The 16,945-nt window shown below is 44.8% G+C and carries 15 protein-coding genes; 9 read left to right on the top strand and 6 right to left on the bottom strand.

Features of this window, described 5'->3' with window-relative positions:
• Positions 1 to 4 precede the first annotated feature (4 nt).
• The 6 genes from FEF09_RS16820 to FEF09_RS16800 all read left to right on the top strand — a co-directional run bounded on the left by FEF09_RS16820 (position 5) and on the right by FEF09_RS16800 (position 5,912).
• Positions 5 to 562 (top strand): NAD-dependent epimerase/dehydratase family protein, encoded by a 558-nt coding sequence (locus FEF09_RS16820; RefSeq protein WP_409994862.1) that lies wholly within the window; start codon positions 5 to 7, stop codon positions 560 to 562.
• On the top strand, positions 559 to 1,107 hold the full coding sequence (locus tag FEF09_RS31515; RefSeq protein ID WP_222597005.1) for a hypothetical protein: 549 nt from the start codon (positions 559 to 561) through the stop codon (positions 1,105 to 1,107). Before FEF09_RS16820 ends, FEF09_RS31515 begins: the two co-directional genes overlap by 4 nt.
• Entirely contained in the window at positions 1,056 to 2,063 is a 1,008-nt protein-coding gene (locus FEF09_RS31510) for a hypothetical protein (protein WP_222597004.1), read from the top strand. The genes FEF09_RS31515 and FEF09_RS31510 overlap by 52 nt, the downstream gene beginning before the upstream one ends.
• 617 nt (positions 2,064 to 2,680) lie before the next feature.
• Positions 2,681 to 3,148 (top strand): hypothetical protein, encoded by a 468-nt coding sequence (locus tag FEF09_RS34790; protein ID WP_409994861.1) that lies wholly within the window; start codon positions 2,681 to 2,683, stop codon positions 3,146 to 3,148.
• A 245-nt stretch (positions 3,149 to 3,393) separates the two neighbouring features.
• Positions 3,394 to 4,152 (top strand): FkbM family methyltransferase, encoded by a 759-nt coding sequence (locus FEF09_RS16805; RefSeq protein ID WP_146306196.1) that lies wholly within the window; start codon positions 3,394 to 3,396, stop codon positions 4,150 to 4,152.
• 311 nt (positions 4,153 to 4,463) lie between these two features.
• Positions 4,464 to 5,912, top strand: coding sequence for a gliding motility-associated C-terminal domain-containing protein (locus FEF09_RS16800; protein ID WP_186774380.1), 1,449 nt, complete (start codon positions 4,464 to 4,466; stop codon positions 5,910 to 5,912).
• 68 nt (positions 5,913 to 5,980) lie between these two features.
• Here the strand turns inward: FEF09_RS16800 and FEF09_RS16795 are convergent, their stop codons facing one another.
• Entirely contained in the window at positions 5,981 to 6,301 is a 321-nt protein-coding gene (locus tag FEF09_RS16795) for an SWIB/MDM2 domain-containing protein (RefSeq protein ID WP_012792346.1), read from the bottom strand.
• Between the two features lie 385 nt (positions 6,302 to 6,686).
• On the opposite strand from FEF09_RS16795, the gene FEF09_RS16790 reads away from it, so the two are divergent.
• Positions 6,687 to 6,965 (top strand): hypothetical protein, encoded by a 279-nt coding sequence (locus FEF09_RS16790; RefSeq protein WP_146306194.1) that lies wholly within the window; start codon positions 6,687 to 6,689, stop codon positions 6,963 to 6,965.
• 50 nt (positions 6,966 to 7,015) lie between these two features.
• Positions 7,016 to 7,783: a ThuA domain-containing protein gene (locus tag FEF09_RS16785; RefSeq protein WP_146306193.1), complete on the top strand. Its 768-nt coding sequence runs from the start codon at positions 7,016 to 7,018 to the stop codon at positions 7,781 to 7,783.
• Between the two features lie 500 nt (positions 7,784 to 8,283).
• On the opposite strand, the gene FEF09_RS16780 is transcribed toward FEF09_RS16785, so the two are convergent.
• Positions 8,284 to 9,288, bottom strand: a complete 1,005-nt coding sequence (locus FEF09_RS16780; protein ID WP_146306192.1) for a hypothetical protein — start codon at positions 9,286 to 9,288, stop codon at positions 8,284 to 8,286.
• A gap of 470 nt (positions 9,289 to 9,758) precedes the next feature.
• On the opposite strand from FEF09_RS16780, the gene FEF09_RS16775 reads away from it, so the two are divergent.
• Complete coding sequence (locus FEF09_RS16775; RefSeq protein ID WP_146306191.1) at positions 9,759 to 11,306, top strand: sigma-54 interaction domain-containing protein; 1,548 nt, start codon at positions 9,759 to 9,761, stop codon at positions 11,304 to 11,306.
• Positions 11,307 to 11,504: 198 nt separating this feature from the next.
• Here FEF09_RS16775 and FEF09_RS16770 read toward each other — a convergent pair whose 3' ends face one another.
• The 4 genes from FEF09_RS16770 to FEF09_RS16755 all read right to left on the bottom strand — a co-directional run bounded on the left by FEF09_RS16770 (position 11,505) and on the right by FEF09_RS16755 (position 16,782).
• Entirely contained in the window at positions 11,505 to 12,194 is a 690-nt protein-coding gene (locus tag FEF09_RS16770) for a response regulator transcription factor (RefSeq protein WP_146306190.1), read from the bottom strand.
• A 2,020-nt stretch (positions 12,195 to 14,214) separates the two neighbouring features.
• Positions 14,215 to 15,495 (bottom strand): nucleotide sugar dehydrogenase, encoded by a 1,281-nt coding sequence (locus FEF09_RS16765; protein WP_146306189.1) that lies wholly within the window; start codon positions 15,493 to 15,495, stop codon positions 14,215 to 14,217.
• Between the two features lie 10 nt (positions 15,496 to 15,505).
• Entirely contained in the window at positions 15,506 to 16,273 is a 768-nt protein-coding gene (locus tag FEF09_RS16760) for a tyrosine-protein phosphatase (RefSeq protein ID WP_146306188.1), read from the bottom strand.
• Between the two features lie 29 nt (positions 16,274 to 16,302).
• A complete protein-coding gene (locus tag FEF09_RS16755; RefSeq protein WP_012792336.1) occupies positions 16,303 to 16,782 on the bottom strand; it encodes a GAF domain-containing protein in 480 nt (159 codons plus the stop codon).
• Between the last annotated feature and the right edge of the window lie 163 nt (positions 16,783 to 16,945).

Raw genomic sequence — 16,945 nt, 5'->3', positions numbered from 1 at the left:
AAATATGATCAATGAGCTGCATCCGTTGAATGGCGATTCCCCTTATGCCAGAAGCAAGATTCAGGCAGAGCATTATCTGACCGAATGGTGCGGGCAGCGTGATGTACAGTTGCTGATATTACGGTTACCGCTGATTGCGGGTCCGGAGCCTCCCGGTAATCTGGGGGCAATGATCCGTGGGATCTCTTCCGGCAGGTACCTGAGTATTGGTGAGGCAGCGGCACGCAAAAGCGTGGTATGGGCGGGAGATGTAGCGGCTGTGATACCGGTAGCGATGAAGGAGGGAGGGGTGTATAATCTGACAGATGGGTATCATCCGAGTTTCAGGGAACTGGAGACCTGTATCGCGACGGCGCTGAAGAAAAAGCCCCCTTCAGCAATACCGATGGGTATGGCGAAGGTGATTGCCGGCGTAGGGAATCTGTTGGGAAAGCGTGCGCCGGTAAATAGTGATAAGTTACGTAAAATTACTTCCACATTGACTTTTGACGACGGGAAAGCAAGACGGGCATTTAACTGGCAGCCTTCCCGGGTTATTGACAAGTTATCGTCTGTATTATGATGTATCTGGCAGTTGCTATATTATTCTTTGTGTTATTACCGGTGTATTTCAAGATAGCGGACAGGTATAACATTATTGACAAGCCCAATGAGCGGAGTTCACACAGAAACGTGACGATCAGGGGCGGAGGTATTGTATTCATTATGGCGGCACTGGTGGTATTGTGTACGCATTTTACAGCGTTCTGGCTGCCGGTAACGGGTATTCTGGTCATTGGATTGATAAGTTTCCTTGATGATATTTATACGCTGCCTAATAAGGTGCGGCTGTTATTTCATATGGTAGCGGTCACCTTGTTATTTCTTTATCTGCAGGTGATGGCTTTACCAATACTGGTGATCGTTCCCTTGTATATACTGGTGATTGGTATTATCAATGCTTACAATTTTATGGATGGCATCAATGGTATTACGGGCTTGTATAGTCTGGTGATACTGGCGGGCCTGCAGTATGTGAATGTATATCAGATACCGTTTATAGCAGAGGATATGATATGGATACCAATGATCGCGTGTGTGGTCTTTCTGTTTTTAACTTCCGGGTGAAGGCTGTTTGCTTTGCAGGAGATGTGGGCAGTGTAACGATTGCTTTTTGGATTGTAGCATTGTTGCTGGATCTGATCCTCACAACAGGCAATTGGATGTATATATTATTCCTTGGCGTCTATGGTGTTGACTCTATTCTTACTATCATACACAGACTTATTTTGCAACAAAATATTTTTAAGGCACACCGGCTGCATTTCTATCAGATACTGGTGAATGAGCAAAAGGTACCCCATTTGTTGGTAGCTACTGTTTATGCGCTGGTACAAATTTTGATAATTGTGTTGCTGCTGAACACTCACTGGACCATTCATCAGGACTGGTTGAGAGGCACACTGATCTTACTGCCGCTGGTGCTCATTTATATCGGCTTTAAAGGAAAGCTGATGCAGCCACGTTTAAATGAAAACAATGAGCCCATGTCTTATTTATGGCAAAGGAGGTCATGCGTTGACAATAGAAGAACTGGCCCTCAAAATAATTATACAGTTGCGGCGTTCTTTGATGATAATGCGACATTAAACGAGCAATTCAGAGAGAAGACGGTATTGAAATATGATAGTGTATTTATGCGTGACTGTCCGCTTGTGATCGCTATCGGTAATAACCTTATCAGAAAGAAAATTGTATCCTTTGTAGAACATAATTTTTGTACACTTATCGACAACGCGGCTTTTATCACCCGTTATGTGCGTGTCGGAGAGGGTACTGTAGTAATGCCCGGCGCAATTGTACAGGCAGGCGTAGATATAGGACGGCATGTTATCCTCAACATTGGTTGTGCCGTAGATCATGAAGTTTCCATAGGCGATTTCGCACATATAGGTCCCAGAAGTTATATCGGTGGTGGAGCGATCATCGGAGAAGGTGCTACTATCGGCGCCGGCGCTGTTATTATGAGAAATGTCAGAATCGAAGACTGGACGAATATACCTCCGCTTAGTATTGTTACCTGATATAGCTATTTTTTCCCGTAACCAATATTATCAAATAACCATGCAACCATTATCCATTTTTAACAGAATTACTTCTAATGGGAAGTTTGTTCCAGAAGTAGACGGCTTGCGTTTATAGCCATATTTGCTGTTGTGATTGCACACATTGACGGCTTTTTGTTGACAAGGTAGAAGAGATTTTACACCAGCAGGATAAGTGGTTGTCACTTTGCGGTTATATGCTGCATGGCGGAGGTATTGGTGTGTCCTTGTTTTTTGTCATTAGTGGGTATATCCTTGGGTTGCCATTTGCCAACAGTATCTGGGGGATGGAAAGAAGGTAGTATTGCGGTCTTATTTTGTCAGAAGGCTGACACGTCTGGAGCCGCCATATATGTTATGCATGATTATACTTTCTTTGTAATGGTATATGTACTGCACAAATATACTTTCAGTGAATTGCTGCCGAGCCTCATGGCATCGTTAACATATACACACAATCTTATCTGGGACAGGTACACTTTACCATTAGTCAATGGTGTCGCGTGGAGTCTTGAAGTGGAGGTACAATTTTATATTATGGCACCACTGCTGGCGAGATTGTTTTTGCTGTCTGCTACAAAACGGAGAACCATATAGTGCTGATATGTGTGCTGATGATTTTTACAAGAAGTATTTATCAGTTGCCATACCGTACGATCATAGATTCCATTCAGTACTTCCTGACAGGGTTTCTACTCGCGGATCTGAAGGTGACCAATACCAGCCTGCCGCTTAAAAAGTCGTGGGTATGGGCGATAGGGATACCTGCCTTAATGCTCGTGTTTATATTAAAGATGATTCTACCCAATAATGATCCTGATCTGATATTGAATATGGGTCTGTTTGTGGTAATTGCTATTTTTAATTACCTGTGTTTGTTTCATGGGTTTATAAATGGGTTTTTGACGAACAGGGTTATTTTCACGATCGGGGGTATGTGTTATTCAATTTATCTGTGGCATACGGTCATTATTTCTGCGTTCGGAAATAAGTTTATCAGCGGCTTCTTTTTGACTCTATTTATCTTAATCTGGCTTTATTTAACGTGCTGCAGATCTTTCTGATTCTGACTATATCAGCTGTATATTTTGTGTTAATAGAACGTCCTTGTATGGACAAGTACTGGCCGCAGAAATTACTGGCATTTTTCAGAGGACGCTCTACAGTGTCATGGAAAGCTATCCCTTATTTACTCAAGCTGAGAAAATAAATTTACAAGCGGGGCAATTATAATTATAAAAAAATCGATTATAATGTGAAAAATAAATTATAATTAAAAAAAGCAATTATAATTAAAAAAATCGCTGTAATGAGTAAAGTAAAGGAAGTTCTGAGAATGTTAAAACGTGAATGGCAGATGCGTTCAGGTAAAGCACCGAAAACGCGCGTACAGATTAAAGTGCCACAGGAAAGGCATGGATCTGATTACGGAGGGTGGATGATAAAATCTGGCACTATCAATGCAGCGAGTATTGTGTATTCTGTAGGTATTGGTAACGATATTACGTTTGATCTTTCCATGATCAAAAAGTATGGCGTGAAGATACATGCATTTGATCCGACACCTGAAGTGAAGACCTGGCTGGACGCACAACCTTTACCAGCGGAGTTTTTGTACAAGGGTGTAGCACTGTCTGATAGTGATGGATCGATGAAGTTTTACAAACCAGAGAATCCCAACCATATTTCTCACTCCACTATGGAGATCAACAACAGGAATGCTTTTGTGGAAGTACCTGCAAAGCGTCTAACGACCCTGATGAAGGAGTTGGGACACGATCACATAGATATCCTGAAGATAGATATCGAGGGTGCTGAATACGCCGTATTAAAAGACATTTTAGAATCAGGGATTAAAATTGGTCAGATCCTTGTGGAGTATCATCACTTCTTTGACAACGTTTCCGTTGCTGATACTGAGGCTTCTGTAGCACTCCTGAACAACATCATTACCGTATTTTCCACATCTCAGCAGTTGGATACGAATATTCTTTATTGCGTACTGAACAATAAAACCATATTCTTATATGACAAGCTAACCGAGACACCAGTAGCCTTATCTTGTTGATTGTCATTGAAATAGTGCAGTCTTTCAGACTGCTATAGCGAAATATGCCGCTACAGATTAAATATTATTATAAATAATAATTATTTACATATCTTTATTCTGACCGGGTCTGGGTAAACGCTTGGATGGACCCGCGTATGATACTATTTGAATAACCTGACTATTTCGATCCTATGAACAAGCCGGAGTGTTTATGTCTGCGGGCTACCGCAGGCGTTATGCATGCCTGTGGCCTATTGCTGTGTTTAATCTTATTGTTTTCTGGCCTTAATCAGGTACATGCCCAGGATATCGAGCTGGGAAACCCGTCAATGGAGTCTCCTTTACTTGCATTACTGCCGCCAGCGCCGTGGAAGCGTTATGAACAATCCCCTGATGTACAACCGGGTGTGGTAGGCGTCAATACGCCACCGATGGACGGTAATACATATATCGGGATGATCGCTTCTGCGACCTGGTCTGAACGGGTGATGCAGGAACTGGTAACACCTTTGCGCGCCAACAGATCGTATACCATTTCGTTCGGATTAGCCTTTCCGGAACGGTATTTTTCAGCGCCCATGTGTTATGGAGGCATGGTTATTTATGGTGCAAATGCGCCGGGTGAAAAAGGAGATATTTTATGGAAATCAGGCACTTTTACGCACAAAGAATGGCGTATGTACAAGGCGACATTCACGCCGGAAAAAGATTATAAATATTTTGTATTCGGGCCCTACCGGGACAGTACCTGTAAACAATTATATTCAGCGGTGCTGGTCGATAATTTCTCCCCTTATATAGCCGAAGTACCGAAGATTTCAGTAACGGCGCATAACACCTGTAAAGGTCAGCAGACGGGTAGCGTAGCTGTGGAAGTGACTGCCGGGAAAGGGCCATATCAGTATAAATGGGAGCCCGGCGGATACAGTGATCCGGTGGTATCTCATCTTGATAAAGGGCTTTATCGCGTGACGGTTACGAGTGCGACCGGTGCGACAGCATCAGACGAAGTGCAGGTTGGTGAGTATGAAATGACAGCGGATATTCAGTCGGAAGAACTGCGTTGCTATGGGGATAAGGGGAAGATCACTATTGTAGCATCAGGAGGTGAAAACCCTTATGTGTTCAGTATGAACGGAGGGGCTACTTATCAGAAAAGCGCGGTGTTTGAAAATCTGCAACCGGGTGATTATAATCTGGCGGTGAAAGATGTATTCAGCTGTGTATGGCAGGTGAAGCAGTTCAACATACCGGCAGTAGAGCGGTTGGAAGTACAATCAATAAAAACCGGCGCGGCCAGTTGTAGTAATGTAAAAGACGGGAAACTGGAATTTGCGGTAACAGGTGGGACGCGGCCATATATGTATGAAGTCTCTGGTGTGCCGGCGGGACCGGATAGTATCATTGTGCCGCTGGAATCAGGAGAATATACTTACCGCATTACTGACAAGCATCAGTGTGAGGTAAGAGGTAGTACGAATGTGTCGAAGGAGAGTCGGGAATGTGCGGTGCTGATACCAAATGCGTTCAGTCCGAATGGAGATGGTATGAACGATATTTTCCGTGCGAAAGTGCATGATGCTGTGAGTGATTTCAGGATGGCGGTGTATGGCAGATGGGGGCAGCTGATTTTTGAAAGCCGCAATCCTGATATGGGCTGGGATGGTACGCAGAAAGGAGCTGGTATGCCGGCGGGCGGTTATCTGTGGGTAGTGACCTATACGGATAGCAGGCAACAGGCGATGCAACAGCAGGGCACATTGATGCTGGTAAGATAAAAAAAGATTGCCGCTTGACGGCGGCAATCTGAGAATATCACTTTGCTGAGTAAGGTAACGAGGTTAACTTATTTAACGTGCTGATTCATTTCTTTGGCCAGTTCGAACATAGAGATCTGGTCTTTGCCATTGAATACTTTCTTCAGTTTTTCATCTGCGTTAATCAGGCGTTTATTCTGAGCGTCCTGCAGATTGTGCTCTTTAATGTAATCCCAGATCTTTTTAGTGATCTCTGTTCTTGGCAGCGGATCACTACCGATTACTGCTGCCAGGTCTGCACTTGGAGTCAGTGGGGCTTTCAATCCTTTTCCACCGCCTTCTTTTGCAGGTGCTGCTTTTGTAGTGGTTTTTGCTGCTGGTTTTGCTGTCGTTTGTTTTGAAGTAGGCATTGTAAACCTTTTTTATGATTGTAATACCCACGCAACACCAAATACTATGCCCCGATTGACTTTTGTAAGGTTTTGAGAAAGAAAGTGATAGAATAATTGTGCTACTTTTGCTGCATTAATAAAAAGAAACATATATCCCTGTACAATGAGTTATATCTCCAATCGTCAGTTGATATTGAATGATGATACGCCAGTTTACCAGTTGGTAGCGATTATTTTGTTAGTAGGAACTCCAATCCTCATATTTGTGGGGATAGACTTGCCATGGAGTTTGTTTGCCATATTAGCCTGGGCTTTGCTGTCATTCGCCTATATAAAATTTACTCGCAGGTCTTATTCGGTGTACTTTGAGAATGGACAAGTGATCGTCTATAACCTATTCGATATGAAGGGAATACGTTTTCCCGTACAGGACTTTGATAACGTGACTTTCAGTCAGCAACGTTTACAGATACCGGGTATATATCGTTTTTTGATCAATTTTAAAGATGGCAGAAAATTTAATTTCGCTGTAGGCGACGGGACAATCAAATTGAATGGCCCTATGGGCACTTTTAATAGTGAGGCGGAGATCCTGACTCATGTCAATGGCCTGATCCGGGCCTTTATAGCTGGTAATCAGGATATTCCTGCGAGGCCATTCGCCGGCAGATACTGGCGTTAGCATTATTAAGATGGAAGTATTATTTTAGGGAGAATATATCTTTCATCACTATGAACCTGCGTTCTTTTCTCTCCATTCCCGTTATTGTAATCCTTTGTTCCTTATTGGCATTACAACCTGCTAAACCCCGTTTCCGCGTATTGGCTTTGGCGGAAAATGGTGGTCATCATCTGGCATATTCCAAAGCGGCGAAAGTCTGGTTGGATAAACTGGCGGCTGACAGCAACTTTACGATCGATTACATTGAAAACACAGACAGGATAGATAGCGCATATCTGTCTAAGTATCAGTTGTTCATTCAACTGGATTATCCCCCGTATGCCTGGAAGGAACCGGCGGTAAAGGCATTTGAGCAGTATGTGAATGAGGGCAGGGGAGGATGGATTGGATTTCATCATGCGACTTTGCTGGGTGAATTTGATGGTTATGGGTTGTGGAACTGGTTTTATCAGTTTATGGGGCAGATCCGTTTTAAAGATTATATCGCAAAGTTTGCGGCAGGCGATGTACATGTGGAAGATGCTGCCCATCCTGTATTTAAGGGCGTTCCCGGTGTTTTTAATATAAAAACAGAAGAGTGGTATATCTACGACCGGAATCCGCGTCCGAATGTGCATGTATTGGCAAATGTGGATGAGCAGTCGTATGTGCCGGCATCTTCGAAGACAATGGGAGATCATCCGGTTATCTGGACGAATCCGGTTTATAAGGCGAGGAATATTTACATTTTTATGGGTCATTCACCCGATCTTTTTGAAAATACTGCCTACAAGACCCTCTTTAAAAATGCGATTTTTTGGGCTGCGGAGAAGAAATAGGGCCATGTTTTCGTCATGGGACTGTCAGAATTTTATGTTTTAAGATAAATATATACGGAATAGCGACTTTTTTTCTGAGGGGAAAAATCATACTAAGAATGTATTGACTCTAGTTGTCACCAAACGGTTGCATATGTCGAAAAGTAGAAAATTCCCTGTAAATCTGGTAAAAAAATACAATGCATATTCGCGCAGACAAAATACCGTATGTTTATACATCCAACAAACGTGTCACCCTGTAACGCAAATATGAATCAACAATAAATTTTCGTTAACCAAGGATTAACAACTTTCTAATTAGCAAAGTCTTAATATTGCATTAACAATCCGTGTGAGGGTAGCCCCAGTTGCCAAATAGGATTCGACAACTGGGGTTAACAAACAATGGATGAAAGACCGGCTTTCCATTCATGGTTGGCCGTTTTTTTTTGTACAAATCTCCTCTGCATAAAAAAAGAGCGTTCTATATGAACGCTCTTTTCATTTCAGGTATGTTTCATTCACACCGCTACAGATAAGTGCTGGTGCAGTTTGCGGGATCTTGCATCGCGGCAGTCTGCTTCGCCGTAGGAGATCTGCCACGTTTTGAATCCGGGATATAACTCCGGACTAAACGCTTTACATGCAAACAAAACTTCCGGTCTTCCCGCAAGTCCTTCGAGTTGCATATACTGCATCCCCAAAGTTCTTCCCAACATCACGGCTTCGTGTAGCAGGACCCGTAAGGGAGCGTCAAAAAGGAAGTTTTCGTGGGTAGCTGCGAGGTGGAACTGCATCAGGTCATTACAGAAGGTGAGCAGTGCGCCGGCAGCAGTTTGAGTGCCTTGTCCGGCGAGCAGCAGACTGGTATCAAAACCAGCGGGGCGTAACATCTGTCTGAACCATGCTTTATCATAGTGATCCGCAGCGTTTTTATTGAGGGGAGACATATTTCTGCGGAAGATTTCCCCGAAGGAGTCTACATCCTGAATGGCCACTGCCTGACGAACAGTGTATCCTTTTCGTTTCAGGAGGGTCACTTCGTTTGAGAAATTGTCTCCATAATGCTCCTGACGCATGTCAGGGCCATCACTCACATTGATCAGCATACTTTCCGGATTTTTCCGGAGTACGCCGAGTCCGAGCGGTTTAAAATTTTTATGGATTAAAGGATGTAACTGTACAGATACACTTATGATCGTATGCTGTTCAAGAAAAACCTTCAACACACTTTCGAAGCGTTCCTGCATGCCGCTGTTAAGCAATGCAAAGTTGGTACTGCAGATGGGACCTGCATAACTGTAAAGGGCATACTGACGTTTACCGTCAGCTTCACCTTCATGTTTTCGGATAACGGGCAACGCAATGAATTCGGATTCTTCTTCATAGACAAGCAGCAGCGGCTCGCCATCGGCAGCCGTACTGTGATAGTGCCAGGTATGATTGAAGTCGGACATATTGGCGTTCTTGACAAAACGATCCCAACGTCGGTTATCATAAATGGTCACAACATTAAAGGACATCATCTAGCTAAAAATTGATTTTTCAATAAAGGATCTAAAAACGTACCGGCAAAATGTCCAGATGGTTTTTAAAATGGTATTCGGATGGTTAATCAGGTTTCTTCTTCTATTTATAATATGGTTTTTAATGATATAGTTAACCGGGGTTACCAAGGACTCCTAACTTTACATGAATATGGTATCCTTTTTGTTAGCTGCCCGTAGGTATTCATGACAATCTGTAAATGCTATGAAAAGCCAACAATAACGGAGTAATCTCCCTTTTTCCTGTCCCCCCCATAGTTAGCCTTTAAAGACTCAACCACTATGCCAGTAGGGTAATTATTTGTAAACCAACCATATGGAGCATTTTTCAAGGGAAATCATGCTCCAATATATTGGAGAACTCTAACCGCATACACAAAATACTGGAGTTGTTGCCCCGGAGACAGTGATGTCACCGGGAAATCTATTCATGTAATAGTTATGGAACTATGGATTTGTTAGCGTTGATAGAACTGTTATTACCGGAAGGGACATTACCGGAAATACAGTCTGAGAATGGGCGGATAGACTGGAGAGGAGCAATCGGATCGATCAGGAATGAAGATGATCTTTTTGCGTTTATTCATACGGTATTGCAGCCTTACCTGCATACGATCTCTGTATTGATCGGCATTGCTGACGGAAATGGGGCAATCAGTCGCTGGTGCCACAGGACAGAGGACTTAACATTGTTACCACTACCACAGAAGGTCAGTGAGCATTTTATGCAGGACAATATTTCAGGCGTGTTGGAGATGTATGCACCTGACAGAAGGTCAGCCCTGCAAACGACTCTGTTCAATAGTGGGGTACGGGAGATGCTGATACTGCCTTTGCGTAATCATACCAGTAGCTTTGGGTTTCTTTGTCTGCTGGCTAAACATCATAATACCTTCCCTAAATCTTTGCAGATTTCTGTGAAGCGTTATGCCGGATTGCTTTCTGCGGCCACCCTGAAGCTCATGTTACTCGATGCATTGCCGCAATGGTTGCAGGAGGAGGACATGGGAACTGATAGTGCCGAATTACGATTATACAATGACTTGTTGCCGGCGAAGCTGGTCAGCGGTATCGCGTTACGCCCCGTCATACAGCAGGTCAGGCAGGTGGCCCCTACGGATGCAACCGTTTTGCTGACCGGGGAAACCGGTACCGGGAAAGAGTTGTTTGCAGAAGCTATCCACCTTGCGTCCATGCGCAGGCACAAAGCCTTTGTCAAGATCAATTGTGCCGCCTTACCTCCACAGCTCATAGAGTCGGAATTGTTCGGTCATGAGAAAGGCGCATTTACAGGCGCTATTCACCGCCGTATTGGTAAGTTTGAAATGGCGGAAGGCGGTACCCTTTTCCTCGACGAAATCGGCGAATTACCCCTTGATATGCAGGCCAAACTGTTACGCGTCATTCAGGAGAAGGAGATTGAGCGCATAGGAGGTACTGATACCATTCCTGTCAATGTGCGCATCATTGCGGCCACCAACAGGACGTTGGAAGAGGAAGTGAAACAGGGACGTTTCCGTCAGGATCTGTATTATCGTTTATACGTGTTTCCGATACATCTGCCGGCCTTGCGGGAACGCAGGGAGGATATCCCATTATTGCTCCAGCATTTTGCCCGTAATGCAGCTATGAAGTATGGAAAACCCATACGACATATCGCATCCGGATCGGTGCTGGCACTGATGGATTATAGCTGGCCGGGAAATATCCGGGAAATGGAACACATGGTAGAACGGGCGGTTATCTCCAGTGATGAACCACAGATCACCATCGCTGTTCCCGGAAACGGTAAGGCACTGGAAACAGATGGTAATAGTCTGTCGCCATTGCTTACGCTGGCAGAAACAGAACGTCAGACCATCATCAGGGCACTCCGTTATTCCAATGGCAGGATAAGAGGTCCGCAGGGCGCTGCCGACCTGCTGGATATCAAACCTACCACGCTGGAGGCGCGGATGAAGAAGCTGGGTATCGTAAAGGAGCACATCGTGCGTTAAACATTGTTCATACAGCAAACCTTTAGTAATAAGCCGGCATCAGCTATACCCGGGACACAGATAAAACACACAGGATCTCAAAAAGAATACATCATGCGTTAACGAGCGTCTACGCAACGAACTTCTATTCCCATTTATACATCGGCCATACCGGAGACACAGATACAACAGCCGGGGCATGTAAAGGTATTGTGCTGACTATTGTCTGCTTAACACGCCTCCATAACCGATCGCAAATTTTACCAGTGCATTGGGTCCGGAAAGCTGGAGCTTTTTAGTGATGTTATGCCGGTGATTATCGACTGTACGTACACTAATGCATTTGTAAGATGCAATGTCCCTGCTGCTCATTCCTCTGGCAATCATATCCAGAATCTTGGCTTCCGTTTTACTCAGGCGCTCGTTAATAGGATTTTTACCTTCTACGTGTAGCTGACGGATCAGCGTTTCACGTGGCTGCACGGTCTCACGGATATGCTGGTATCTGTTGAGCCGTGATTGTATGCTCTTGATCAGCTCTTCGCCGGTGAAGGGAAAAACGAGGAAATCATCCGCACCAAGGTTCATACCTTTCCTGATATTAGACGCGACGTGCAGTCGGTTAAACAGAATAAAGGGCAGGTGTTTCATGGATGGATCGTCCCGCAAGGAGATCAGGAACTGGTAGCCGGAAGTATCGGCTACTAATACGTCACACAGGATCAGGTCAGGTAGCTGCCGGTTGGCAATGTCAATCGCTTCAGCCACTGTATTAGTCGCTACGACATCATACGTCGGCAAGAGTAACTGACGGAACTTCCGTAGAATAGCAGCGTCTCCTGTTACCAGCAGGATTTTTGAATGGGGGGCCTCCTGTAGGGCGGAGGCAGCCGGATAAGGTGTATTCATGGTACATGGTTTATCCCCTAAAATCAGCTGCACATAGCTGTTTTTCAGGAATCTTGGTTATTAGGTTAATACTTCGCCTTTTAATGGTTAATAAATTGGCGGGCTTTTAGGCCGAACATGACAAGGTTACAATAGAACAATAACAAGTAGTGAGGCTTTGGAAGAAAGATATGGGATTTTTTTCTCTGTATTGCAAAAGCAGCGTGTTGAAGTAAAGGTAAGAAAAATATTACAACTAATTGATTTTGTATATAAAAAAGAGGGTATCGTTTTGAGAGAAGGAGAGTTAATGGTTAGGAGTGCTGGTGGTCGGTTTTGACAGGATACATTTTTGAGTTAATTGCTGTTCTTTTTTTATGTCTGGGTGTTACGCTTCGGTTTCAGATGGGCCCTCTGGCAGACGCTCTTTGAAGTGCTATGGATGGAGCTTTGGTTGGTCGTGTCGGGCTTTGGAATATCTTTCAGATTTTATCAGGCGGATGGGCAAACTTCAAAGACCTAAGGCCAGGGGCTCCATCTGAAATCCTTCGCTGTGACCGGGCTGTCAACTATCAATAGCTTTTGGCGTTTAGCGGCTTTGCTGATTGGAGTTATTCCGTTTGTTATTGTAGCTGTTTGGCGTTTAAAATCCGATTTCTTGAGGGGCAATTGTGGCCTTTATTTTTCATGTCTGGGCGTTACGCTTCGGTTTCAGATGGGCCCTCTGGCTGACGCTCTTTGAAGTGACATGAATGGAGCTTTGGTAGGTCGTGTCGGGCTTTGGAATATCTATTGGATTTTATCAGGCGGATGGGCGTACTTCAAAGACCTAAGGCCAGGGGCTCCATCCGAAATCCTTCGCTGTGACTGGGCTGTCAACTATCAATATCTTTTAGTGTTTAGTGGCTTTGAGGATTGTAGTTATTCTGGTGAATGATGTTTGTTATTGTAGCTGTTTGTCGTTTAAAACCCGGTTTCATTGGGGGAAATTGTGGTCTTCTTTTTATGTCTGGGTGTTACGCTTCGGTTTCAGATGGGCCCTCTGGCTGACGCTCTTTGAAGTGACATGAATGGAGCTTTGGTAGGTCGTGTCGGGCTTTGGAATATCTATCAGATTTTGTCAGGCGGATGGGCGTACTTCAAAGACCTAAGGCCAGGGGCTCCATCTGAAATCCTTCGCTGTGACGAGGCTGTCAACTATCAATATCTTTTAGTGTTTAGTGGCTTTGAGGATTGTAGTTATTCTGGTGAATGATGTTTGTTATTGTAGCTGTTTGTCGTTTAAAACCCGGTTTCATTGGGGGAAATTGTGGTCTTCTTTTTATGTCTGGGTGTTACGCTTTGGTTTCAGATGGGCCCTCTGGCTGACGCTCTTTGAAGTGCTATGAATGGAGCTTTGGTTGGTCGTATTGGGCATTGGAATATCTATCAGATTTTGTCAGGCGGATGGACATACTTCAAAGACCTAAGGCCAGGGGCTCCATCTGAAATCCTTCGCTGTGGCCGGGCTGTCAACATGTAATAACGTTTCGGGAGATAATGCTTTTCATGTGCCGTAATCATTCGTGTTATAGATATGAATTAGCACAATGCTTACCAGCACAAAGACGATTACACAACAGCTTATTAGTATTCAAAGACTATTGCCGAAACGACAGACTGTATCAGCGGAGGGGTTGAGGTGGAGACAAAGGGCCTTAGCCCTTTGAGAGCCTGCCCCGCTTGATAGGGGTTCAATCAATCATCCCAACGCCCCACACGACCCACCCCCGCCCAATAGCACGCCTCTCAAAGGGCGTCAGCCCGGCGTCCCACCTCAACCCGCAGCAGACCGCCTGACATAAGACATAACATAGTCCGCTAATGCCTGCCCCGCTTGACAGTGATCCCAACGCCCAACACGACCCACCCCGCGTAATTTGAACGCCTCTCAAAGAGAATCAACCAGCGTCTGACCACAACCCGCAGTAGCCCCGCAAGTCCTTAAAACAAAAAAGCGCCTGCCATTGGACAAACGCTTTCTATATAATTTTTAACCGACTTACAGTCTTCCATCCACCAAGTCCCTGTCAATACAAGCCTTGGTGTCAAAAATAACCGCACTACTACTACCAAACTTCTTGAAATCGAAGGTCAGGAACTCCCGATGAGCAACAGCAATCACCATGGCGTCAAAGACTTCTGTTCCTTCCAGTTTGGTGACAGTAGGTACACCATATTCTTTTTTGACTTCTTCCGGATCCGCCCACGGATCATACACAGTAACATCCAGACCATACTGCTTCAATTCATGGTAAATGTCTACAACACGCGTATTACGTACGTCCGGACAATTTTCCTTGAAGGTGATACCCATAATCAAAGCATGGGCACCTTTGATCTTATGATCTTTTTCGATCATGAGTTTGACAACCTTGCTGGCCACGAAATAACCCATTTGGTCGTTCACACGCCGACCGGAGAGGATGACCTGCGGATGGTACCCTAATGACTCAGCTTTATGAGCCAGATAGTAAGGATCTACGCCGATACAGTGACCACCGACGAGACCGGGTTTATATTTTAAAAAGTTCCATTTAGTGGCGGCTGCTTCGATAACGTCGTTGGTGTCAATGCCTATACGGTCGAATATCAGGGCCAGTTCATTCACAAAGGAAATATTGACATCGCGTTGTGCGTTTTCGATGGCTTTGGAAGCTTCCGCTACTTTGATGCTGGGCGCTTTATGCGTGCCGGCAGTGATGATGGAAGCATAAAGGTCATCGATGCGGGTCGCTATTTCCGGAGTGGAGCCGCTGGTTACTTTTTTGATCTTTGTGAGGGTGTTGACTTTATCGCCGGGGTTAATCCTTTCGGGGGAGTAACCGACAAAAAAGTCCTGATTGTAACGTAAGCCGGAATGTTGTTCAAGAACAGGTACGCAATCATCTTCTGTACATCCCGGGTAGACGGTGGATTCATAAATTACGATATCACCTTTTTTCAGCACGGAGCCCAACATAGCGGAAGCGCCGAGCAGATAGGTGAGATCGGGTGATTTGAACTGGTCTATGGGCGTGGGAACGGTAACGATATATATCTGATAATTTTTCAGGTCGTTTTTATCGGAAGAGAGGTGTAATCCGGTGGGGGCGTCGGTGGCAGCTCCCAATTGCAATACTTCGCGGAGAGCTGCAATGTCGGCTTCACGGGTTTTATCCTGTTCGTTGCACAGTTCATGCACACGTGCTGCGTTGATATCAAAACCCAGCACTTTATACTTTCTGGCAAACTCAATTGCAAGGGGGAGGCCCACATAGCCTAAGCCGATAACTGCTATCATGTCGTATTGGTTACTTTATCACCTGTGTGGCGGTCGTCAGCGTCTTATTTTTAAAAGGATAGTTTTCGAGCAGTTTTACCAGCTTTTTGTCTTTCGCAATAGCTTTAATGGCCTGCAGATGTTTATCGTGATGCAGGTCGGTACCGATAAAATCGACCAGTTCCTCTTCGATCAGCCATTCGGCGGCTTTTTGTATATGCCTGCCGTAATAGCCTGCAAGGGAGAGGAGGTTGACCTGCAGATAACAACCACGTTGTTTAAAGGTCCTGTATTCTTCGGTTTCCTGATGATAGTAGTTGTAACGCTCGGGATGTGCCAGAATAGGGCGGTAGCCCTGAGCGGACAGTTCGAACAGCCACTGATGCAACTGTGGGGGCGCACACATGAAGGAGATCTCTACCAGTAACAGCTCTCCGTTGAGGGTGAGCAGACGGGAGGATTTCATCAGTTCTTCAAAGTATTCGTCCATGTAATATTCTGCAGCATGATGGAAGCTAACGGCAGACCCTTTCGCCAGCAATGCCTCTTTTACGGCCTGGAATGGTGCGCTGAGCGTTTCAGCGGAATTCGGATAGCGGTCAATGATAATGTGCGGACTGGTAATCACTTTCTGAATGCCTAGTTCGTGCAGTGTTTCAATGAAGCGGACAGAGGTTTCAACATCCTGTACACCATCGTCTACTCCCGGCACCAGATGAGAATGGATGTCGGTTTCTATTCCGGCGAGGAACGGAATGTTCGCATTAGTTGTATCGGACTTCTTGCGGAAAAAAAACATAATTGGTTTATGGGTCTGGTATAATGAAGTTATGCTCCAAAATCGAGGGACGCTACTATCTCTTCGAGGAACTGTTGGTCTGTTTCGTCGAAATGATTGAGTAGTTCGCTGTCAACATCTAATACACCAATAACCACGCCATTACGGATAACAGGGACTACTATTTCTGATTTTGACAGACTGCTGCAGGCGATATGCCCCGGGAAAGCTTCTACATCAGGGACAATGAGCGTTTTTGCTTCTGCCCAGCTGGTGCCGCAGACGCCACGTCCCTTTTTAATACGTGTGCAGGCTACAGGGCCCTGAAAAGGGGCCAGTACCAGTTCATCTCCTTTTACAAGATAAAATCCAACCCAGAACCAGTTGAACTGCTCTTTCAGTGCTCCTACGGTGTTGGCCAGGTTGGCTATCAGGTCAGGTTCACCAGTCACCAGTGCCTTTATCTGCGGAATAATAGATTGATATTCTGCTGTCTTATCTCCTTTAACAATACTCAGATCTTCTGCCATAACTGCAAATATATGAAACTTGGAGGGAGCTATGCAAAACCGCCGCAGGGAGAGATAAAATGAACAAACTGAAAAGATAAAATGAACAAATAATTGCGTAATTTGACGCTGTAAGTTTTAACCCACCGCTGCCGTCAGCAATATCCCTATTGAAAATCCATCA

This window comes from Chitinophaga pinensis (assembly GCF_007896845.1).
Lineage (GTDB): Bacteria > Bacteroidota > Bacteroidia > Chitinophagales > Chitinophagaceae > Chitinophaga > Chitinophaga pinensis_C.
This window is presented reverse-complemented; position numbering and strand designations above follow the sequence as displayed.